Origin of the sequence: Ferrimonas aestuarii (genome assembly GCF_005116665.1) — a bacterium.
In the GTDB taxonomy this organism is placed as follows: domain Bacteria; phylum Pseudomonadota; class Gammaproteobacteria; order Enterobacterales; family Shewanellaceae; genus Ferrimonas; species Ferrimonas aestuarii.
Map to the genome: position 1 here is coordinate 94,740 of NZ_SWCJ01000009.1, position 18,732 is coordinate 113,471.

At 51.8% G+C, this 18,732-nt stretch carries 20 protein-coding genes and 1 tRNA gene; 11 read left to right on the forward strand and 10 right to left on the reverse strand.

The window, feature by feature from the left end; genetic code table 11:
* Positions 1-10: 10 nt before the first annotated feature.
* Both FCL42_RS12830 and FCL42_RS12835 read right to left on the reverse strand, forming a co-directional pair.
* Positions 11-688 (reverse strand): RDD family protein, encoded by a 678-nt coding sequence (locus tag FCL42_RS12830; RefSeq protein WP_136863821.1) that lies wholly within the window; start codon positions 686-688, stop codon positions 11-13.
* A gap of 645 nt (positions 689-1,333) precedes the next feature.
* A tRNA-Asn gene (locus tag FCL42_RS12835) sits at positions 1,334-1,409 on the reverse strand.
* Between the two features lie 832 nt (positions 1,410-2,241).
* Here FCL42_RS12835 and FCL42_RS12840 point away from each other — a divergent pair.
* The 3 genes from FCL42_RS12840 (at position 2,242) to FCL42_RS12850 (ending at position 6,015) form a co-directional block, all read left to right on the forward strand.
* Positions 2,242-3,537 carry an MATE family efflux transporter gene (locus FCL42_RS12840; protein ID WP_407644375.1) on the forward strand — a complete coding sequence of 432 codons (1,296 nt, stop codon included), beginning with the start codon at positions 2,242-2,244 and terminating at the stop codon, positions 3,535-3,537.
* The gene (gene uvrB, locus FCL42_RS12845) at positions 3,521-5,521 is read left to right on the forward strand and encodes an excinuclease ABC subunit UvrB (RefSeq protein WP_136863822.1); all 2,001 of its coding nucleotides are present in this window, start codon (positions 3,521-3,523) and stop codon (positions 5,519-5,521) included. The genes FCL42_RS12840 and uvrB overlap by 17 nt, the downstream gene beginning before the upstream one ends.
* A 122-nt stretch (positions 5,522-5,643) precedes the next feature.
* On the forward strand, positions 5,644-6,015 hold the full coding sequence (locus tag FCL42_RS12850) for a hypothetical protein (protein ID WP_136863823.1): 372 nt from the start codon (positions 5,644-5,646) through the stop codon (positions 6,013-6,015).
* A gap of 24 nt (positions 6,016-6,039) precedes the next feature.
* On the opposite strand, the gene amrB is transcribed toward FCL42_RS12850, so the two are convergent.
* A complete protein-coding gene (amrB, locus tag FCL42_RS12855) occupies positions 6,040-6,846 on the reverse strand; it encodes an AmmeMemoRadiSam system protein B (protein ID WP_136863824.1) in 807 nt (268 codons plus the stop codon).
* Between the two features lie 139 nt (positions 6,847-6,985).
* Here amrB and amrS point away from each other — a divergent pair, with 139 nt between their 5' ends.
* The 3 genes from amrS to FCL42_RS12870 all read left to right on the forward strand — a co-directional run bounded on the left by amrS (position 6,986) and on the right by FCL42_RS12870 (position 9,559).
* Entirely contained in the window at positions 6,986-8,086 is a 1,101-nt protein-coding gene (gene amrS / locus FCL42_RS12860; protein ID WP_136863825.1) for an AmmeMemoRadiSam system radical SAM enzyme, read from the forward strand.
* A 23-nt stretch (positions 8,087-8,109) separates the two neighbouring features.
* On the forward strand, positions 8,110-8,577 hold the full coding sequence (locus FCL42_RS12865; protein WP_136863826.1) for a GNAT family N-acetyltransferase: 468 nt from the start codon (positions 8,110-8,112) through the stop codon (positions 8,575-8,577).
* 76 nt (positions 8,578-8,653) lie between these two features.
* Positions 8,654-9,559, forward strand: coding sequence for a LysR family transcriptional regulator (locus FCL42_RS12870; protein ID WP_136863827.1), 906 nt, complete (start codon positions 8,654-8,656; stop codon positions 9,557-9,559).
* A 1-nt stretch (position 9,560) separates the two neighbouring features.
* Here FCL42_RS12870 and amrA read toward each other — a convergent pair whose 3' ends face one another.
* The 5 genes from amrA to FCL42_RS12895 are packed head-to-tail and all read right to left on the reverse strand — an operon-like array spanning position 9,561 to position 12,480.
* The gene (gene amrA / locus FCL42_RS12875; protein ID WP_136863828.1) at positions 9,561-10,112 is read right to left on the reverse strand and encodes an AmmeMemoRadiSam system protein A; all 552 of its coding nucleotides are present in this window, start codon (positions 10,110-10,112) and stop codon (positions 9,561-9,563) included.
* Positions 10,113-10,155: 43 nt separating this feature from the next.
* On the reverse strand, positions 10,156-10,656 hold the full coding sequence (locus FCL42_RS12880) for a GNAT family N-acetyltransferase (protein WP_136863829.1): 501 nt from the start codon (positions 10,654-10,656) through the stop codon (positions 10,156-10,158).
* Between the two features lie 15 nt (positions 10,657-10,671).
* Positions 10,672-11,097: a hypothetical protein gene (locus FCL42_RS12885; protein ID WP_136863830.1), complete on the reverse strand. Its 426-nt coding sequence runs from the start codon at positions 11,095-11,097 to the stop codon at positions 10,672-10,674.
* Between the two features lie 28 nt (positions 11,098-11,125).
* A complete protein-coding gene (locus FCL42_RS12890; RefSeq protein WP_136863831.1) occupies positions 11,126-11,539 on the reverse strand; it encodes a GNAT family N-acetyltransferase in 414 nt (137 codons plus the stop codon).
* Between the two features lie 26 nt (positions 11,540-11,565).
* Positions 11,566-12,480 carry a LysR family transcriptional regulator gene (locus FCL42_RS12895; protein ID WP_136863832.1) on the reverse strand — a complete coding sequence of 305 codons (915 nt, stop codon included), beginning with the start codon at positions 12,478-12,480 and terminating at the stop codon, positions 11,566-11,568.
* Between the two features lie 97 nt (positions 12,481-12,577).
* Between FCL42_RS12895 and FCL42_RS12900 the strand changes: the two genes are divergently transcribed.
* Both FCL42_RS12900 and FCL42_RS12905 read left to right on the forward strand, forming a co-directional pair.
* Positions 12,578-12,880, forward strand: a complete 303-nt coding sequence (locus FCL42_RS12900; RefSeq protein WP_136863833.1) for a monooxygenase — start codon at positions 12,578-12,580, stop codon at positions 12,878-12,880.
* 18 nt (positions 12,881-12,898) lie between these two features.
* On the forward strand, positions 12,899-13,279 hold the full coding sequence (locus FCL42_RS12905) for a hypothetical protein (RefSeq protein ID WP_136863834.1): 381 nt from the start codon (positions 12,899-12,901) through the stop codon (positions 13,277-13,279).
* 35 nt (positions 13,280-13,314) lie between these two features.
* Here FCL42_RS12905 and FCL42_RS12910 read toward each other — a convergent pair whose 3' ends face one another.
* A complete protein-coding gene (locus FCL42_RS12910) occupies positions 13,315-13,884 on the reverse strand; it encodes a GNAT family N-acetyltransferase (protein WP_169308383.1) in 570 nt (189 codons plus the stop codon).
* A gap of 26 nt (positions 13,885-13,910) precedes the next feature.
* Positions 13,911-14,786, reverse strand: coding sequence for a DMT family transporter (locus FCL42_RS12915; protein ID WP_205729264.1), 876 nt, complete (start codon positions 14,784-14,786; stop codon positions 13,911-13,913).
* Positions 14,787-14,956: 170 nt separating this feature from the next.
* Here FCL42_RS12915 and rsxA point away from each other — a divergent pair, with 170 nt between their 5' ends.
* From rsxA to rsxC, 3 genes are read left to right on the forward strand one after another with little or no spacing between them, the layout of a single operon-like run.
* Positions 14,957-15,535 carry an electron transport complex subunit RsxA gene (gene rsxA, locus FCL42_RS12920; RefSeq protein WP_136863836.1) on the forward strand — a complete coding sequence of 193 codons (579 nt, stop codon included), beginning with the start codon at positions 14,957-14,959 and terminating at the stop codon, positions 15,533-15,535.
* A 3-nt stretch (positions 15,536-15,538) separates the two neighbouring features.
* On the forward strand, positions 15,539-16,090 hold the full coding sequence (gene rsxB / locus FCL42_RS12925) for an electron transport complex subunit RsxB (protein WP_136863837.1): 552 nt from the start codon (positions 15,539-15,541) through the stop codon (positions 16,088-16,090).
* A 3-nt stretch (positions 16,091-16,093) separates the two neighbouring features.
* Positions 16,094-18,727, forward strand: coding sequence for an electron transport complex subunit RsxC (gene rsxC, locus FCL42_RS12930; RefSeq protein ID WP_136863838.1), 2,634 nt, complete (start codon positions 16,094-16,096; stop codon positions 18,725-18,727).
* Positions 18,728-18,732 lie beyond the last annotated feature (5 nt).

Sequence of the window (18,732 nt, forward strand, 5' to 3'; positions counted from 1 at the left end):
GTGGCTCTCCTTACCTCAAGTCTGAACGCACCACCACGGTGGTCCCTATCCAATCATGCAGCGCCCTGGCTTTGTTTGAGCACGCCGCCGTAATTGGGTTAGCGATCGTCCACCCTGCGCTCAGCAAACCAAGAATAAGATTGCTGGTAAAAATCGGGTCGGTTAAGTCCCATACCTTGTGATTGTCGATGTCCATGAAAAGGAACATCAGTAAACTAGACACACTGAAAAACAGGAATACCGATTCTCGAAGCAGTGACTGCCATAAACTGATTTTGGCCTCACTAACGACATCAACCACTTGAACCCTGAAAAGCCATTTCCCCAGAGTTTTCCCCAGCACGCCATGCATCAAGACAAAATAGATTGAAGACTCAATCCCAGCCCAAGCCATCAACAGTTTATTTCCCCAATCAAACTCGATTCCTAACGCCAGAGCTTGAAGATTAAATAACCCTACAAGTAGCAGATAATCTACGAATAATGCCCCTAAGCGCCGCCAAAGGGTCTGATACTTTTGCTCGTTGTAGGCCTCAACCTTAGCCACTTTCAACGACTCAGGAGTATGAATACTGAGAAGATGCACTATCTCTCGATACTGTTCGGGGTTGGAGTCTTTATCAATCTTGTTTTTAGCATCAATAAGCTCGTCGTAGGTATAACTATAAAAATCAGGCACTTGATTCATAAATAAACGGCTCCTTGTCGCCTTTTCCAACCTCAACACCGATACCAACTAACATCAAAGCGAACACCTTTCTAAGCGCCTTCATCTGCAGGCCTTTATCAAGCGTGGCGCATCACCCTAAACCTTAACGCTGATGGTTAACCCAGCTAACACATGCCTTTCGCACTTTAATTCAGCTGACTCCTTTACAGCACGAAAAAACACATTCAATTGTTCCGATTAACGGCGATAATCAAACCCCTGCACTTTGGGTAAAATAATGTTCAAAATCAATATCATGCACTCAAATCAATTATTGATTCTGCCCTACCGATTTGCAACAAAACCTGTTTACCTAAAGGGGCGACAAACTCGAACTCAACACCTAATCACGAATATGGTATCTGATACTGGACTTACACCCGCAACATATGCCGGTTTTAATACAGCCAGGCCACCGTTCTTCCGACGACGACAATTAAGGAAGCTGAAATGACAAAAGCCCGCATCAAAGATGCGGGCTTTCTGGAAGTGGCTCCCCCTGCTGAACTTACACCCGCGACATATGCCGGTTTTAATACAGCCAGGCCACCGTTCTACCGACGACGACAATTAAGGAAACTGAAATGACAAAAGCCCGCATCAAAGATGCGGGCTTTCTGAAGGTGGCTCCCCCTGCTGGACTTGAACCAGCGACATATGGATTAACAGTCCACCGTTCTACCGACTGAACTAAGGGGGAATCGAATTTTGTAAGCTTTACTCTCTAAGCTTTACTCTCAATACAAATCCAACAGATTCAACAACCTGCTTCGCTTGAGAACGGTGCGCATATTAATCAGGGCAAAACGCACTGTCAACCGTCCTACTGAATTTTATTAAAAGAAAGGTGCGACTCAGCTGAACGACAGAGTTCACCACAAACGAACATAGCCAAAAAATAACCCAATTGATTTAATTGCTTACAAATAGAACTAATCCATTTGCTTTGTTCTCAATGGCACATAATCGTCTTGAACTAGTGCATTTTTCTGCAAGCGACTGGTTAAATCCTCCTAAGCTGGCGTATAGGTAAGTTAAACCTTATTCAATCTAAGTCTATGTCTTATATAAGAGTCTGCCGAATCAATGGAAATTACTCTACAATATGGGGATTACCGCGTAAGTGATGAATTTGTAAAAAACACAGCTTGGGGTATTGACATCCCCCTAGCTCGCGCCCTGATTGGCCTTACAAGTTTTATCCACTGTTTTTGTGGATAACTGTGTTAATTAAGATGTGTTAGCTCGCTACAATGCCCGTAATGACGGGGTTTGCTTTGCTTATCCACGACATCAGCACAATAATCGATGCTATTGTAAATCAATCAGTTAGCGTTATTATTTCATTACAGACTCATTAGAGCTAAATCACATAACTTGATTAAGTTGATGAATTAATGTTCTGTGCATTATTTCCCACATAACGTGCTAAACATGCCCAATTTGAAAGATTTACCACTATAGGAGGCCGAGTGAGCCGCTCATCAGTCCATGATCTCACCCAAGGAGACGTTCGCAGTCAGTTGTGGCGAATGACTTGGCCTATGCTCATCGCCATGTTGATGATGATGACGTTCAATTTCGTGGACGCTTATTTTGTCAGTTTACTTGGCACCAAAGAGCTGGCGGCATTCAGTTTCACCTTCCCAGTAACCTTCACCGTAATCAGCTTGATGATTGGCCTTGGCATCGGCACTTCAGCCACAGTGGCAAACAGTCAGGGTAAAGGGGATAGCCTACTTGCCAAACACCAAGGTGGGGTCGCAGTGGCCATCTCTGCCATTTTGGTCATCCTACTGTGCATACTCGTGTATCTGCTGCATGACCCGATCTTTCTGTTGATTGGCGCAGAGGAGTCCACCCTGCCGCTGATCGCCAACTTCATGAATACTTGGCTTGCCGGGGCGGTGTTTGTGACCTTTCCTATGGTGGGCAACGCCGTACTTCGCGCCAATGGCAACACTCGAATTCCTAGCATCGTCATGGCCACCAGTGCCGCCATCAACGTGGTACTGGATCCTCTGTTCATTTTTGGTTTGGGTCCGATTCCAGCCATGGGGCTTCAGGGCGCAGCCTTGGCAACGGTAATAGCCTACGCCGTTAGCTCCTTCATCATCCTTAAGATGTTCAACGACATGGAGGCAGTTTCTTGGACTTCCAGCTGGAAGTGTCGCTGGCAAGCCACCAAGACCATCTTTAAGATCGCCCTGCCCGCCTCTGGCTCAAACATGTTAACGCCGATGGCAATGGCAGGCATGACCGCCATTGTTGCCCAATATGGCGAAGCCGCCGTCGCCGCTTTTGGTGTTGGCGGCCGCCTGGAGTCTTTGGTTACCCTCGTGATCCTAACCTTGTCGATGACACTGCCGCCGTTCATCAGCCAGAACTTTGCCGCAGGACGTCACGACCGCGTTCGCAGCGCCTACCGAGGCACCATTAAATTTATCATCGCCTTTCAGGCGCTGGTTTACTTGCTATTGCTGCTCAGTGCCAAGCTGATTGGTGAAGCCTTTGGTCAGGACGCTGAGGTGGCAGAGATCATTACCATGTTGGTGATGATTTTACCCATCGCCTACGGCGCTCAAGGGGTGGTGATTTTGTCCAACTCAAGCCTAAATGCGCTGCACAAACCGATGAGCGCTCTAGGCCTGAATTTAGTGCGACTGTTCTTGATGTACCTGCCTCTGGCGTTCATCGGTGGTAAGATTGGCGGTCTCAATGGCGTCTTCATTGGGGCGGCCATTGCCAATATCGGTACCGCCGTCATCGCATGGCGCTTTGTCACCAGCCAGCTGTGTCCAGAGGAAGTAAATGAGCCGTCCGTTTAAACTCCACTCCCCCTTTAACCCTGCGGGAGATCAGCCCAGTGCCATCGCCAAAATGGTGGATGGCATCGACAGCGGTTTAGCCCATCAAACCCTACTTGGGGTAACTGGATCAGGTAAGACCTACTCCATCGCCAACGTAATTGCAGAGTTAGGTCGCCCGACCATCATCATGGCACCTAATAAAACTCTGGCGGCGCAGCTCTATGGGGAGATGAAAGAGTTCTTCCCGGAAAACGCGGTGGAGTATTTTGTCTCCTACTACGACTACTATCAGCCAGAAGCCTATGTGCCGGCGTCGGATACCTTTATCGAGAAAGACGCATCCATCAACGACCACATCGAACAGATGCGTTTGTCGGCAACCAAGGCCTTAATGGAGCGTAAAGACGTGGTTCTGGTGGCCTCCGTCTCCGCCATCTATGGTTTGGGCGATCCCAAAGCTTACATGGCGATGCTACTGCATCTGCGCCAAGGCGACATCATCAACCAACGAGACATCCTAAAACGCTTGGCTGAGCTGCAATACACCCGCAACGACCAAGCCTTTGAACGGGGCACTTTCCGCGTTCGGGGAGAGGTGATCGACATCTTCCCTGCAGACTCTGAACGCCACGCGGTACGAGTGGAGTTGTTCGACGAAGAGGTTGAGCGCATCACCCTGTTTGACCCACTCACCGGCGCGTTGGAAAAAGAGGTGGCTCGAGCCACGGTTTACCCGAAAACTCACTACGTTACTCCCAGAGAGACGGTGCTCGATGCCATCGATAAGATCAAAGCCGAGCTTAAAATTCGCCATCAATATCTGCTGGACAACAACAAGCTGATTGAAGCTCAGCGCATCAAGGAACGTACCCAGTTCGACATCGAGATGATGATGGAGCTGGGCTACTGCTCCGGCATCGAGAACTATTCCCGTTATCTCTCTGGCCGAGCTCCCGGCGAGCCGCCCCCAACCCTGCTGGATTACCTTCCGGATGATGGTCTGCTGGTGATCGATGAATCCCACGTTACCGTGCCGCAAATTGGCGCCATGTACAAAGGGGACCGCTCCCGTAAGGAGACGCTGGTGGAATACGGTTTTCGCCTACCATCAGCCATGGATAACCGACCGCTCAAATTTGAAGAGTTTGAAGCGATCACCCCACAAACGGTGTTTATCTCGGCAACGCCGGGCAAGTATGAACTTGAGAAGTCCGATGACGAAGTGATCGATCAGGTGGTGAGGCCCACCGGTCTGTTGGATCCTGAACTTGAAGTGCGCCCAGTGGGCACTCAGGTGGATGATCTGCTTTCCGAAGCCCGTAAGCGCATCGCCCAAAACGAGCGCGTGCTGGTTACGACCCTGACCAAACGAATGGCGGAAGATCTCAGTGAATATCTTGATGAGCATGGCATCAAGGTTCGTTATCTGCACTCAGACATCGATACCGTGGAGCGCATGGAGATCATCCGCGATCTGCGACTGGGTGAATTCGACGTGCTGGTAGGCATCAACCTCCTACGTGAGGGCTTGGACATGCCGGAGGTGTCTCTGGTAGCCATTTTAGACGCCGACAAAGAGGGCTTTTTGCGCTCTGACCGTTCACTGATTCAGACCATCGGCCGCGCCGCACGTAACATCAATGGTAAAGCGATTCTCTATGGCGACACCATCACCGGCTCGATGCGCCGTGCCATGGATGAAACCAACCGTCGCCGAGAAAAGCAGCAAGCCTACAACGCCGAACATGGCATTGTGCCAACCGGGCTGAATAAGAAGATCACCGACGTCATGGATTTGGGAGGTCGCCCAGCGCAGCAGCCTAAACGCAAAGTGGCTGAACCGAAATCCAGCTACACGGATGTGGATCCGAAGGCGCTCAGCAAACAGCTCAAAGAGATGGAAGCTAAGATGTACGAACACGCCAGAAACTTGGAGTTTGAGGAAGCGGCCGCCCTTCGAGATCAGCTTGAAGCGTTGCGCCAGCAATTGACGCAAGCCTAAGCAATCATAAGACAATGCAGTACAACAGACAGCGCCTATACTTAAGCTAGGATGACGGTGGCCGAGCTGTTCGGCCACTGGGCTACCGATGCAATGGACGGCATCCTTGGTCGGAGGCGGCTATGCTTAAAGCCATTGGAACCACGATGTTTGCCATTGCGGCGCTGTCTGCGCTAATTGTTGGCGGCCATCAGGTAAATCAAGCAAATCAACAACAGATTGACCAACATCGAGCTCAACACCTTGAGCCTGAAGATCTGACACTGATGTTCGACGCCGAAGGCATGGTGTACGAATACCCCAGCAGTGAAACCCCAGACATCAACCAACTATTGGCCGATTACCCCACCGCAGCGGGACTTATTCGTGAGCAGGTTCGGGGCAACCTTGCCTATGAAGCGGCAGTTGAAGGAGATTATGAACAAGCCTATCGGCAGATGGCTCTCGCCTTTAAAGATGGCAACGGCAGTGGCAGTTACGCCGAGAAGTGGTAAGGGCTGTTTTTCACAATAGTTCAACTAGCGGCGGTGGATGGCGAAACTGGCATAGCCCACAACGCGATCTTTACCGCCAGCCGTATCACCGGAATTGCAATATTCCAAAGGCTCACACCGCATCGGCAGAGTTTTGGATAACTGCAGTAAGCCATTGAGGCTGCGACAGCCGCAGGCCTGCTCCCCGGTCAGCAGTCCTTCAAGGCGGCGCAACTGATGGCAGGTGTTTGCGTCCCGTTGACGCGCTTGCTCATAGGGTAGGAAATGGCTGAGATCGGTGCTAAATATCACCGCAGTACTAGGCTGCAGCCAAACCCTAGCCAGCAGAGCAGCTACCGTGGCTGGCGCACTGTCGCCAACCACAATGGGCACAATGGTAATCTCAGGCAGCCAAAAGCGAAGCATAGGTAGCAAAACCTCTATGGCGTGTTCCCGCTGGTGGGCTTGGTCCAGAACGGCAACACTCTCGCACTCCAGCAGTTTATCGCCTAACGCTCGGTTCACCTTCACATCACCAAGGGGAGTAACAAAAGCATCCGCAGAGCTCAAAGCCATGCCGTAAAAGGCCAGTCGATGCGCAGGACACAGCACAACTAACGTTTTAATAGAGCAGGAATTTGCCGCTAATGCCCGCACTCCATTAGCAGCAATGCCCCCTGAATAGGAATAACCCGCGTGCGGTAAAATCGCTCCCATCAGTTCAGCGCTTGATAACAGTTCTCGATAACTTTCAGGCAATGGCACCTTGCCAAATCGGCTTAAAAGGCGTTCAAGCTCGTCTCGGCCCTCGGGATAAAACTGCCCCGCCACTGCAGGTAATCGTTTGGCCATCTGCTGCTCCTCGCAATATGCACAACTGACGGTGTCGCCATTAACCTGAGAGTCGAGCCACGCGATAGCGCTCAATACTTCTCAGCATATACTTAACACACTATAGGAAATTGATAGCTCACACCTAGGACGGTCAATTGTGACAGCCAATCAACTACCCAAGGGGTGGGTCAATACCCAATATTGGCACCCTCTCGAAGATGGTCGAGTTCAATGCGATCTGTGTCCTCGTCATTGCCAACTCAGAGAGGGCAAGCGTGGCGCTTGTTTCGTGCGAGCCAACCACAACAACCAAATTGTGCTCACCAGTTACGGCCGCTCCAGTGGCTTTTGCATTGACCCTATAGAGAAAAAACCCCTCAACCATTTTCTCCCCGGAACCCCAGTACTCTCTTTTGGCACCGCCGGTTGCAACCTAAGCTGCGAATTTTGCCAAAACTGGAGCATTAGCAAGTCCAGACAGTGGGACTCACTGTCCCAACATGCACTTCCGGAAACGATAGCTCATGCCGCCAAAACGCATCAGTGCAGAAGCGTCGCCTTTACCTACAATGATCCGGTGATCTTTCTGGAATACGCCGTCGATACTGCCCAAGCGTGTCGTCAACAGGGTATAAAGTCAGTGGCAGTCACCGCCGGTTACATCGATGCTAAACCTCGAGAGCAGTTTTTTGCCCACATGGACGCCGTCAATGTTGATCTCAAAGCCTTTACCGAGCCCTTCTATCGCAAAATTTGTCATGGGCAGTTGGCGCCGGTGCTGGAGACTCTTGCCTACATCAAACAGGAAACCTCCGCTTGGCTTGAGATCACCAACTTAATGATTCCCGATGAAAACGACAGCCTCAAAGACGTTGAGGCGATGTGCCGCTGGTTGCTAGACAACGTCGGCACTGACACTCCCCTGCACTTCAGCGCCTTTCATCCTGATTTTCATATGATGGATAAGCCAAAAACTCCGAAATCCACCCTAGTATCCGCCCGAAATTTAGCCAAGGAGATGGGACTTAACTACGTCTATACTGGCAATGTCGTCGACCCAAATGGCGATGCTACCCATTGTCCCAATTGTGACACTCTGCTGATTCAGCGAGATTGGTATCAACTGACTCAATGGAACCTAAGCAGCCATCAGGGCCAAGCACGGTGCTCAAATTGTCATGCCTCTATCGCCGGAGTGTTTGAGCCAAACCCAGGGGGCTTTGGCCGAAAACGAATTCCTGTTAAGTTGTTCAGTTAACATACAAAGTTATGGAAGTAGGAATGTTCACGATAAAAAAAGCCACCTCAACGGATGCCCAGGCCATTGTTGATGTCCGACAGGCGGCGATCCTACAAGGGTGTGCCAACCACTACGACAACACCACTCTCAAAAGGTGGGCTAAGGTTGAACCTAGTGAGGCGTTTTGCCGAGACGTCGAGCGGATATTCTACCTCATTGAAGCTCAGGGTAAGCCCATCGCCACCGGAGCGGTTGATACTCAAAGGGGCACCCTTGATGCCATCTTTGTTCACCCAGAATATTGGGGAGAGGGTCATGCCAAACGGATGCTCAATCACCTTGAGTCCATCGCCTTACAACAGGGATGCCAAACCCTCAGTTTAGACTCAACACTTAATGCCGCTGGGTTCTATCGTGCCCACGGGTTCGAAGGAAATGAAATTTCCAGCTACCACTCACCTCGAGGCTTGATATTGGATTGCATCCCCATGAGCAAAAGCCTCAAATAATCGAACTCAGCTCAGAGACATTGTTTGAATTTGGCTTCATAATCTAACCATTACTATTAATTAATGCCTTTCAATTATGAGCCGAGTTCCCTATAACCAGCTGGATATTTTCATCGCCATTGCCAACCAAGGTAGCATCCGCGGCGCCGCTAGGCAGCTGCAGATCACCTCGCCTTCCGTAAGCCAGGCTCTCAAACAGTTGGAACAACAGTTAGGCTTACCGCTGTTTATCCGCACCACCCGCAGCATTGAGCTTACCGATGCTGGGCGAGAGCTGCTGGAAGCCACCCACCCGGCGATGCAGCAACTGAATCTAGCCATGGACTCGGTTAAAAGCATGGGAGTTGAGCCATCAGGCAAGCTCAGAATTACCCTGCCTAAATTTGTGTTTCAGATTTTCCTGCAACCACTCTACGCCGAATTCTGCCGCCGTTATCCCAAAATTGATCTGGATGTCTCCCTCGACGACCAATCGGTGGATCTCATTAAAGATGGCTACGATCTGGGCATCCGATTTGGCGATCGCATCAGCGACACCATGGTGGCCAAACGCCTAACGCCAGACATTCCCGTGGCGATCTTCGCATCACCAGAGTATCTCGCGCATCACCCTAAGCCTAAGGTCCCCGACGAGCTGAAATGCCATAAGCAGATTAAGTATCGGTTTTTAGGATCACGGAAATTTGCGCCGATGCTGGTGGAAAAAGAGGGAAAAAGTGTCGAAATTGACATGGATTCCGCCATCATCGTTAACGATACCGATATGATCACCGATGCGGCAATTCAAGGGCTTGGCGTGGCAATTGGTGCTCTGCCTTCGGTAAAGCATCACCTTGAATCCGGACGGCTGCAGCCTTTGCTGCAAGAGCACTGGGTCTCTCTGGCTGGGCTGCACCTGTATTACGTCCAAGGCAGCCAGAAAGCCAAACGGGTAAGAGCGCTGATCGACTTTTTGACCGAGCATTCCGTCAAAGCGTGGTAACTCACTCAGAGATGCTGTGAGTCTGGTATCGAGACCATGCCATATCATCGCTCCAAGTGGCCTGCTCCAAGCCCGCTTTTTGAAGCAGCGCGGCAATAAACTGAGAGGGTTCGGGCAGGCTTTGCCACACCTGAGGTAAAAACGTGGCTCGACGACCAGCCAGTTGCACCGTGACGCCGTCGAGGTGAGGGCGAAGCTGTCGATACAGATCATCAAAACTCGCAACTTGCATTGGCAGCATCGGCCCAAGTATCGAGATGCTGATCTTGACCTGATCAAGCTCTGCGAGCGTCAGTGGCGCAAAACGGTGATCATCAAACGCCGCCGCTTTGGCGTATCTGGCCACCGCAAGGGCTAATGGTTGTTGCGCCTCTAAGGTGCCGATGCACCCGCGCAGTTTGCCATCAAGGGTTAGGGTAACAAAGCAGGCTTGATGCCGCGCCTCAAAGCATTCAGGCCTAACTTGCTGGGAAGTAAACTTGGCGGCAATGCTGGCTCTGGCCAACGCCAATAGGGCATTATCTCCTTGACCTTGCTGACTTTCCTTGTTCATCGGACACCTTCACTAGTTTGCGATTGATTAAGTGTAGATGGCGCTAATCATGGCGAGTCCAAGGGACCAACCATTTGTACATAACATAACAATCCACAAAGCCTAATTTTCCGTGTTGATAGGCGTTAGGCAGCGTACCAATGATCTCAAATCCTAGCCGTTTCCAAAGCCGCACGGCCACCTCATTGGTAGCCACCACAGAGTTAAACTGCATCGCCTTAAACCCAAGTTCGGTGGCCAACACTTGAGAATGCTCGCACATTTTTCTGGCAACGCCCCTCCCCCTCGCTTGATCGGACACCATGTAGCCGCAGTTACAGATATGCTGGCTTGGCCCTTGGGAGTTTGGCTTGAGGTAATAGGTGCCAATTACCTGACCATCTTCTTCAAAAACAAAAGTTTTCATTGGTGACTTACACCACAACTGAAACCCTTGCTCTAAGGTTAACTCTGGGTCAATGGCGTAGGTTTCTTGGGCTTTGATGACCGCACTAAAAGTCGGCCAGAAGGCTTCAAAATCGTCTCGGGTAATCTCTCGGATCATTAGGGCTCCTCAGCGCTACAGGTTGTCGGCTTTGTTTAAGGGCACCCTAATCGCATCAATGGTCCATTTTATCGCCATCGAGACACCCAAAATCAGCATCATTGCAATGCATGCTACTCTGCCCTGCTCAAAGGTTACTGAGACCAAAGGCCCAAAACTGTCAGTAAACTGGCCTAGAGAGATAATCCCGCTAATTGCGAGGAAAAAGAATGGGATGTAGAACATCCAACTGAACCACTTAGGTAGGCGCCTATCCTCTAGCCACTGAGACTGATCAGCACTGTATTGCGGCCCGCTGGACAGCAAACTGGCCTGCTGCTCAAACGCCAGTTTGCCATCAACCCAGCCACACATTGTCAGCTTAGAGTCCAACAGATGATGAGGCCTTATTTTGAGTAGCAGCGATTGCCCGCCCAACTTAAGACGATGACGTGACTCCATTTTCCAACTCCAGCCTCGATGAATCACCTCAGAACGGTTTTACAAGAAAGTACCGCTCAGGGTTTCCCGCGACGCTGGGCACGATACCCACGACCTCAAAGCCCAACTTTTGATAGAAATCCGGCGCTTGGAAAGACAAGGTATCCACCTGAGCCTGCAAGCATCCACGGGACTTTGCCTGCTGCCCTGCTTGTTCCATCAACCGTCTGCCCAGCCCAGTGCCTCGATAGGCCTTATCCACCCAAAGCACCTCAACCAGCAGATTCTGGTACACAGTTCGACAGCTTACGCCCCCAATGAGTTGGCCATTATCGTCTTTGGCAACCACATTCAGTGGCCTTGGCTCTTCTGGTCCATGGGCTGCATTACGGTGTTGGCGAACGCCATCCACTAAGGCTTCAAACAACGCCTTGTCGTGCTTATCGGTAATCTCGATTTTCATCTAGTTCCCTCTATTGTCTGCGCCGTTCAACGCGGCTGAGCATCTTCACTCATGCGGCGGGATGCATCCTCGCAAAGGTGCTGATACAACGCTAATGCTGCTGGCCCCGTTTTTGCCCCTTTTGGCAAGCTGATGTGCAGGGGGACATGATAACGATCAGCATGCTCTACGGTCAGTTTGATCACTGAGCCATCTTGCCTCTGTTCAAGCTTGTGTTCAGGTAATCGACCAAAGCCGATGCCGCTTTTTATGGCATCCCAAGCATGATCAAAACTGTCCACAGTCACACGTTGACCTGATTTTAACCACCCCACGTCCTGACCTTGTTGCTGAGCCTCACTACCCAAGTCTCTGATAACAACTTGAGTTTCAGTCATCAGATCGGCCAAGGTCAAATTTGACCTAACGGCCAGCGGGTGGGATGCAGAAGTTACCGTTACCATAGACACGGTCCCAAATGATTCGGTCGGAACATTGGTGACTGGCAGATTGATGATGGCAATGTCCGATTGCTCAGACATAACGGCCTGCGTTGTGCCCGATAAAGAGGTTTCAACCAGTTTCACAGAGGTCAATTTGTTGGTCTCAAAAAATCGATTTAGCGGTTGATACACCCAGTCACGACAACATAGATGATCCACAGACACCACCAGCTGAGCTTCATAGCCTTTGGCAACCTGACCGCTGATCAGCTCCAACTCATACGCCTGCTCAAGCATCGGCGTTGCCCGGCGCAGCAGTGCACGACCTTGTTCGGTTAGCACACTTCGCTTGCCGTCAATCTTAAGCAGCGTCACCCCAACCTGCGTTTCAAGCCGACGTATCGCATAAATCAAAGTGGTGTGACTTTTATTCAGAGCTGAAGAGGCCCCTTGAATGCTGCCACAGCGGTCAATTTCATGCAGAGTCAACCATTGCTCTAGGGTGCTTTTTAATCTCATCGGTCTAATTTACTGACATGTTGTCGCGAAATTATGAACTTTTATGTTCAAAAAATAAATTCATAATCTCCTTAAACCCAAATGAGGAGTAAGCACTATGAACAAACTATTGCAGGTCGATTTTCACTATCAAGGTCCTTTTGGAGAGGAGATGACCCAAATGCTTGATGGCCTAGCCCAGTCCATCAATCACGAGCCAGGAATGATTTGGAAATTCTGGACCGAAAACCAAGAGGAGCAACGGGGAGGCGGCATCTACCTATTTGAAGATGAGGCTTGCGCCCGCAGCTATCTGGCGATGCACAGTGCTCGACTGACTGAAATGGGCATACGTGATATCAGAGGCATCATTCTTGATATCAATCAGCCCCTGTCTAAGATAAACAAGGCACCGCTGTAGATATTTGGGAGAGTCAACATGAAAACCACAAACTTTCTTACGTTACACTCTGTGATTTATGGCGTTTTTGCCCTGCTGCTATTCTTCGTTCCCGACCAGATGTGGCCTCTGTATGGCCTTGAGATAAATGATCAATACGCGCGATTTTTATCTCAACACAACAGTATTTTCCTGGGAGGCCTCGCGGCTATCGGATTCCTGCTACGGGATCTGGAATCCACATCAGCCCAGATTAAATTGCTACAGGGCATTTTGATTACCAATCTTCTTGGAGCATGCATTACGCTCTATGGCTGCTTGACTGGGTCTTTTTCCGGCTTTGGGTGGAGCGACCCACTATTTTTCGCCATCGTTTCCCTATTAAGCGCCAACCAGCTCATCGGGCTCAAGCGCAGCTGAGCTGAGCCCCATAAGGCCCACAACAGTGGGCCTTATTAAGAGCGGCTCAAATCCGGTTTCGCAATATCAATACCCTTTTGCATAAGAGGGTTATCCATGGCCCGCCAATCGCTCGCCGTCAGTTGATACTGTCGCCAGTGCGCGCCAGATGACACCACTCGCCCCACAGGAGAAAATCCCAGCCGACGAATCACGCCATGAGATGCTAGGTTATCCTCCATGGCGCGAGCCACCACCTTGGGCAGCCGGTAGCGCTCGAAAGCCAATTTCAAAACCGCCAGCGACGCTTCCAAGGCATAACCTTGCCGCCAATATTGGCGCAGCAGTCGAAAACCAATATCGACCTCTTGAGTTTCACTGCAGCGCCGCAGACCACAAAATCCCAAATACTCACCGGTTTTCAAATACACCGACCAACGGCCAAAACCATGATTATCATAATGATCGTAATTTTGGATAAACTGCCTGGCCTGCTCCACCGTTTCGAAACTGGAATCCCCCGTATACCGGATCACCTCTGGATCCAGGTTCAGCCGATAAAAGCCGTCAGCGTCACCAGAAGAGAATTGCTGCAGCACCAACCTTGGCGTCGTCGTTACAATCAAGCGCAACCCCCTAAGAACAAGTTCGATTAAACGTCCTGTTTATCACCCTTTTGGCTGAGTACTACGCCAAATAGCACGATGCCACAGGCCACAAACTGAATGCCAGTAAGGGTTTCACCAAGCCACAGATAAGCCAGAATCAGCGTAAACACCGGAATCAGATTAACAAAACTGGCAGCTCGGGTGACCGGCATATGGGCGATGGCGTAGTTATAAAGCAGATACGCCCCAAGGGTGACAAAAGCGCCTAAGAATAGAATCGCGCTGATGGCCTGTGAGCTAACAAACCAAGGACCACCTTTGAGCAGCGCCAACGGCGTAAAAAACACCGCCCCTACCGCCGACATGTACGCCGTCAGTGTCAGCGCCGAATAGCGCTTACTGAGCACCTTCAAACACACACTAAAGATCGCGGCACACAGCATGGCCAGCAGTTCGAGGAAATTCCCAAGCATCGGGTTGGGTGCCGACTCAGTGGCTTCGCCGGTCGAACCAAGCAGCACCACGCCGCCAATGGCGATGGTCAGCCCAAGTGCGGCCACTTTATTGATCCGCTCGCCCAGCGCAAAGAACGCCACCACCGCCACCATCACGGGAGACAATGCCGTTACCATACCCGCCTGTCCGGCGCTGGTGTATTGAAGTGCCATGCCTTCGAGGACGAAATAGAGGCAAGGCTCCACCGCCCCCATGATCGCCAGCACCTTCCAATCACCGGCTTGGTATTGAAAATTAAATAATTTTTTCCAAAACAGCACAAAACAGAAACTGGCCACCCACATTCGGCCTGCGATCACCGTCCAAGGATCGTAACTTTGAAACGCCACTTTAAGAGCGATAAAACTGCTGGCCCATAAAATCATGGCTCCTACAAGAGCCAACTCCGCCTGACGACCTTTCAACTTACTGAATCCTTTACTACAAAAACTTCTGAGGCCGGTCATCATATCGGCGAAGCGAATAAAGATCACGCTTTAGGGGCGATATGTGAATAACCCTAATGCTCTTCAGTTGTTTAGTTGACAGCAATTACCGATAATAGACCGCTAAGTATCACCCGAGCCGCAAACGAATGTCAGAATATCTGTTCCTTCTCATTGGCACGATTTTGGTCAACAACTTCGTGTTGGTGAAATTTTTGGGATTGTGCCCCTTCATGGGAGTCTCCGGAAAAGTGGAGTCCGCCATCGGCATGTCCATGGCCACCACTTTCGTATTGACCCTAGCTTCTCTGTGCAGCTATCTCATCAACGAATACCTGCTGATCCCGCTGGATCTCGCTTACCTGCGAACGCTGGCATTCATTCTGGTCATCGCCGTGGTGGTGCAATTCACCGAGATGGTGGTGCGCAAAACCAGCGCCTCCCTCTATCGCGTACTCGGCATCTACCTGCCACTTATCACCACCAACTGTGCCGTACTGGGTGTGGCACTGCTGAACGTGCAAGAACGCCATGACCTATTTGGCTCACTGATTTATGGCTTTGGTGCTGCTGTGGGCTTCTCCATTGTTTTGGTGCTGTTCTCTGCCATGCGCGAACGCTTAGCGGCGGCCGATGTTCCGGCTCCGTTTAAAGGAGCGTCCATTGCCATGGTCACGGCGGGATTGATGTCACTGGCCTTTATGGGCTTTACAGGATTGGTGAAGTAACCCATGAGCAGTATCCTAATTGCCGTTTTAGTTCTGGCCGTCCTTGCCCTGATTTTTGGCGTTACCCTTGGGTATGCCTCAATCCGGTTTAAAGTTGAATCGGATCCCATCGTTGAACAGATCGACACCACCTTGCCGCAAACCCAATGCGGTCAATGTGGCTACCCAGGGTGTAAACCTTACGCCGAAGCCATCGCCTCGGGCCAAGCGCCCATTAATCTGTGCCCTCCAGGTGGTGACGCCGTCATTCAAAAGCTGGCCGACTTGATGGGAGTAGATCCTGAGCCACTGGAAGGCGGTGAGCAGGTTGAGCGAGTGGCCTACATTCGTGAAGACGAATGCATCGGCTGCACCAAGTGCATCCAAGCCTGCCCGGTCGACGCCATTGTTGGCACCGGTAAACAGATGCACACCGTTATCGCTAAAGATTGCACCGGTTGTGACCTGTGCGTTGCCCCTTGCCCGGTCGATTGCATCGACATGATCCCCGTAAAGACCACCAAGCAAAATTGGAACTGGGATCTGAACCGCATCGCTGTCACCGAGGTAGAATAGACTATGCAGACCCTTATCGAACAGATCGACAGCGGCACCCTGTGGAGCTTCCCCGGAGGCATCCATCCTGCGGAAAATAAGACCCTGTCAAACCAAACGCCCATTGAGATGTTGCCGCTTCCAGAGCGTTTGTACATCCCAATCACTCAGCACATCGGTGCCCCGGGCGGCCTTCTGGTTAAAGTTGGCGACCATGTGCTCAAAGGCCAGCCATTGACTGCGCCCACTAGCCCCATGGCTCTGCCCGTCCATGCGCCCACTTCTGGCACCATTGAAGCCATTGGCAACTGGATCTCTGCCCACCCGTCAGGTCTGGAAGAGACCACCATCACCCTAGTGGCCGATGGTCAGGACAGCTGGATTGAACGCAGCCCCATCGACACCCTAGATGGGCTGGATAACACCGCCATTTTGGCCAAGATTTTGAACGCTGGTGTTGCCGGTCTTGGCGGCGCTACCTTCCCCAGCCACATCAAGCTCAGCCCCTATAAGCCGACTGAGCTGCTGCTGATCAACGCCGCCGAATGCGAACCCTACATTACCGCCGATGATCTGTTGATGCGTGAATTTGCCGCCGAGATCATCAAGGGCCTGTCGGTGCTGGACACCCTGTTGTCGCCCAAACGCATTCTGTTTGGCATTGAAGACAACAAACCTCAGGCCATCGCCGCCATCAAGCAGGCGATCGCCAACAGCGATTTTGATGACACCCAGCTGCAGCTGAAGGTGATCCCTACTAAGTACCCGTCAGGCAGTGAAAAGCAGCTGATTCAGATCCTTACCGGTCAAGAGGTGCCAAGCGGTAAAATTCCCGCCGAACTGGGCATTGTGATGCACAACGTCGGATCGGTATTCGCCATCAAACGCGCCGTATTTGACGATGAACCTCTGATTGAGCGTGTGGTCACCGTAACCGGCGAGCGCACCAAAGCCCCAGGCAACTACTGGGTTCGCTTAGGCACGCCCATTGATTGGCTACTCAAACAGACCAAATTCAAACCGCAGTTGTTAGGCCAAAAAGTGATCATGGGTGGGCCGATGATGGGCTTCACCCTGCCTAACCTAAAAGCGCCGGTAATCAAGTCCACCAACTGCCTACTGCTGCCCTCGCGCTCAGAACTGCCTAACCGCAATCGCGAGCTGGCTTGCATCCGCTGTGGCGAATGCGCCAAGGCCTGTCCGCAGCAGCTGTTGCCACAACAGCTGTATTGGCATGCCAAGGCCAAAGAGCTGGATAAGGCCAAAGCCCTGAATCTCAATGACTGCATCGAATGCGGTGCGTGTGCCTTCGTGTGCCCGTCGGAGATCCCACTGGTGCAATACTATCGTGTTGCCAAGTCAGAGATTCGACAAGACGCCCTCAAGCAGCAGAAATCAGAAGCGGCAAAAATCCGCTTCGATGCCCGTCAGGCACGCTTAGAAAAAGAGAAGCAGGAGCGAGAAAACCGTCATAAGGCCGCATCTGCCCGCCGCAAAGCAACCACTCCGGCTGCCGACAGTGACGCCGTAAAAGCGGCACTGGCACGCATCAAAGGCAAGCAAGACGAGCAGGCTCCAGCTCAAGACATGGCCGCCTTGCGGGAACAGCGCAAAGCCGAAGCTCGAGCCCGTAAGGCAGAAAAAGCCCAATTGGCTGATGCCGCGCCAGCAGCAACCGACGCAAAACCGGCATCGCAAAATGCCGCCGTTGCCGCCGCCATCGCTCGCGCAAAAGCCAAGAAAGCGGCCAGCCAAGGCGATGCACCACAAGCGGCGACCTCTGAGGCAGATAAACCCGCCGATCCGAAAAAAGCCGCCGTGGCTGCTGCCATCGCTCGCGCTAAAGCCAAACAGGCCGCAGCTGCAGGCACCGCCAACGCATCGAAATCGGCCAACACCGATAGCAATACCGAAGCTGCACCATCAAAAGCGGCTACTTCAGACCCAAGGAAGGCCGCAGTTGCGGCTGCCATTGCCAAAGCGAAAGCCAAGCAAGCAGCCCAACAAGGGGCAAAGCAAGCTAAAGCGACTGGCAACGAGCCAAAGCCTGCAGAGCCTTCGGCCGAGATTGCCCGCGAGCCCGAAACCGCGCCCGCAGCCGATCCACGTAAAGCTGCAGTAGCAGCGGCCATTGCCAAAGCGAAAGCCAAGCAAGCGGCAAAGCAAGCCAAAGCGACTGGCGACGAGCCAAAGCCTGCAGAGCCTTCGGCCGAGATGGACAGCAAGACCAAAACCGCGCCCGCAGCCGATCCAAGAAAAGCTGCAGTAGCAGCGGCCATTGCCAAAGCGAAAGCCAAACAAGCCGCAGAGAAAGCCAAAGCATCTGGCGACGAGCTTAAGCCCGCAGCGCCTTCGGCCGAGATTGCCAGCGAGCCCGAAACCGCGCCCGCAGCCGATCCACGTAAAGCTGCAGTAGCAGCGGCCATTGCCAAAGCGAAAGCCAAGCAAGCGGCCCCAAAAGCGGCAGAGAAAGCCAAAGCGGCTGGCGGCGAACCAACGCCCGCGGCTCCTCAAGCTGAAGCTGGCAGCGAAACGGAAGCTGCGCCCGCAGCGGCGGCCACGTCAGATCCACGAAAAGCGGCCATCGCACGTGCCATTGCCAAGGCGAAAGCCAAGCAGGCGGCACAGCAGAACAACACCGATAACACAGAGAATTAACCGAA

Excerpts from the sequence above, each read along its gene's own strand:
- FCL42_RS12880 (WP_136863829.1), bottom strand. The coding sequence starts at position 10,656 with ATGATCCGAGAGATTACCCGAGACGATTTTGAAGCCTTCTGGCCGACT.
- FCL42_RS12850 (WP_136863823.1), top strand. The coding sequence starts at position 5,644 with ATGCTTAAAGCCATTGGAACCACGATGTTTGCCATTGCGGCGCTGTCT.
- FCL42_RS12905 (WP_136863834.1), top strand. The coding sequence starts at position 12,899 with ATGAAAACCACAAACTTTCTTACGTTACACTCTGTGATTTATGGCGTT.
- FCL42_RS12865 (WP_136863826.1), top strand. The coding sequence starts at position 8,110 with ATGTTCACGATAAAAAAAGCCACCTCAACGGATGCCCAGGCCATTGTT.
- rsxB (WP_136863837.1), top strand. The coding sequence starts at position 15,539 with ATGAGCAGTATCCTAATTGCCGTTTTAGTTCTGGCCGTCCTTGCCCTG.
- rsxA (WP_136863836.1), top strand. The coding sequence starts at position 14,957 with ATGTCAGAATATCTGTTCCTTCTCATTGGCACGATTTTGGTCAACAAC.
- FCL42_RS12840 (WP_407644375.1), top strand. The coding sequence starts at position 2,242 with ATGACTTGGCCTATGCTCATCGCCATGTTGATGATGATGACGTTCAAT.
- FCL42_RS12830 (WP_136863821.1), bottom strand. The coding sequence starts at position 688 with ATGAATCAAGTGCCTGATTTTTATAGTTATACCTACGACGAGCTTATT.
- amrB (WP_136863824.1), bottom strand. The coding sequence starts at position 6,846 with ATGGCCAAACGATTACCTGCAGTGGCGGGGCAGTTTTATCCCGAGGGC.
- uvrB (WP_136863822.1), top strand. The coding sequence starts at position 3,521 with ATGAGCCGTCCGTTTAAACTCCACTCCCCCTTTAACCCTGCGGGAGAT.
- amrA (WP_136863828.1), bottom strand. The coding sequence starts at position 10,112 with ATGAACAAGGAAAGTCAGCAAGGTCAAGGAGATAATGCCCTATTGGCG.
- FCL42_RS12885 (WP_136863830.1), bottom strand. The coding sequence starts at position 11,097 with ATGGAGTCACGTCATCGTCTTAAGTTGGGCGGGCAATCGCTGCTACTC.
- FCL42_RS12890 (WP_136863831.1), bottom strand. The coding sequence starts at position 11,539 with ATGAAAATCGAGATTACCGATAAGCACGACAAGGCGTTGTTTGAAGCC.
- rsxC (WP_136863838.1), top strand. The coding sequence starts at position 16,094 with ATGCAGACCCTTATCGAACAGATCGACAGCGGCACCCTGTGGAGCTTC.
- FCL42_RS12895 (WP_136863832.1), bottom strand. The coding sequence starts at position 12,480 with ATGAGATTAAAAAGCACCCTAGAGCAATGGTTGACTCTGCATGAAATT.
- FCL42_RS12870 (WP_136863827.1), top strand. The coding sequence starts at position 8,654 with ATGAGCCGAGTTCCCTATAACCAGCTGGATATTTTCATCGCCATTGCC.
- FCL42_RS12900 (WP_136863833.1), top strand. The coding sequence starts at position 12,578 with ATGAACAAACTATTGCAGGTCGATTTTCACTATCAAGGTCCTTTTGGA.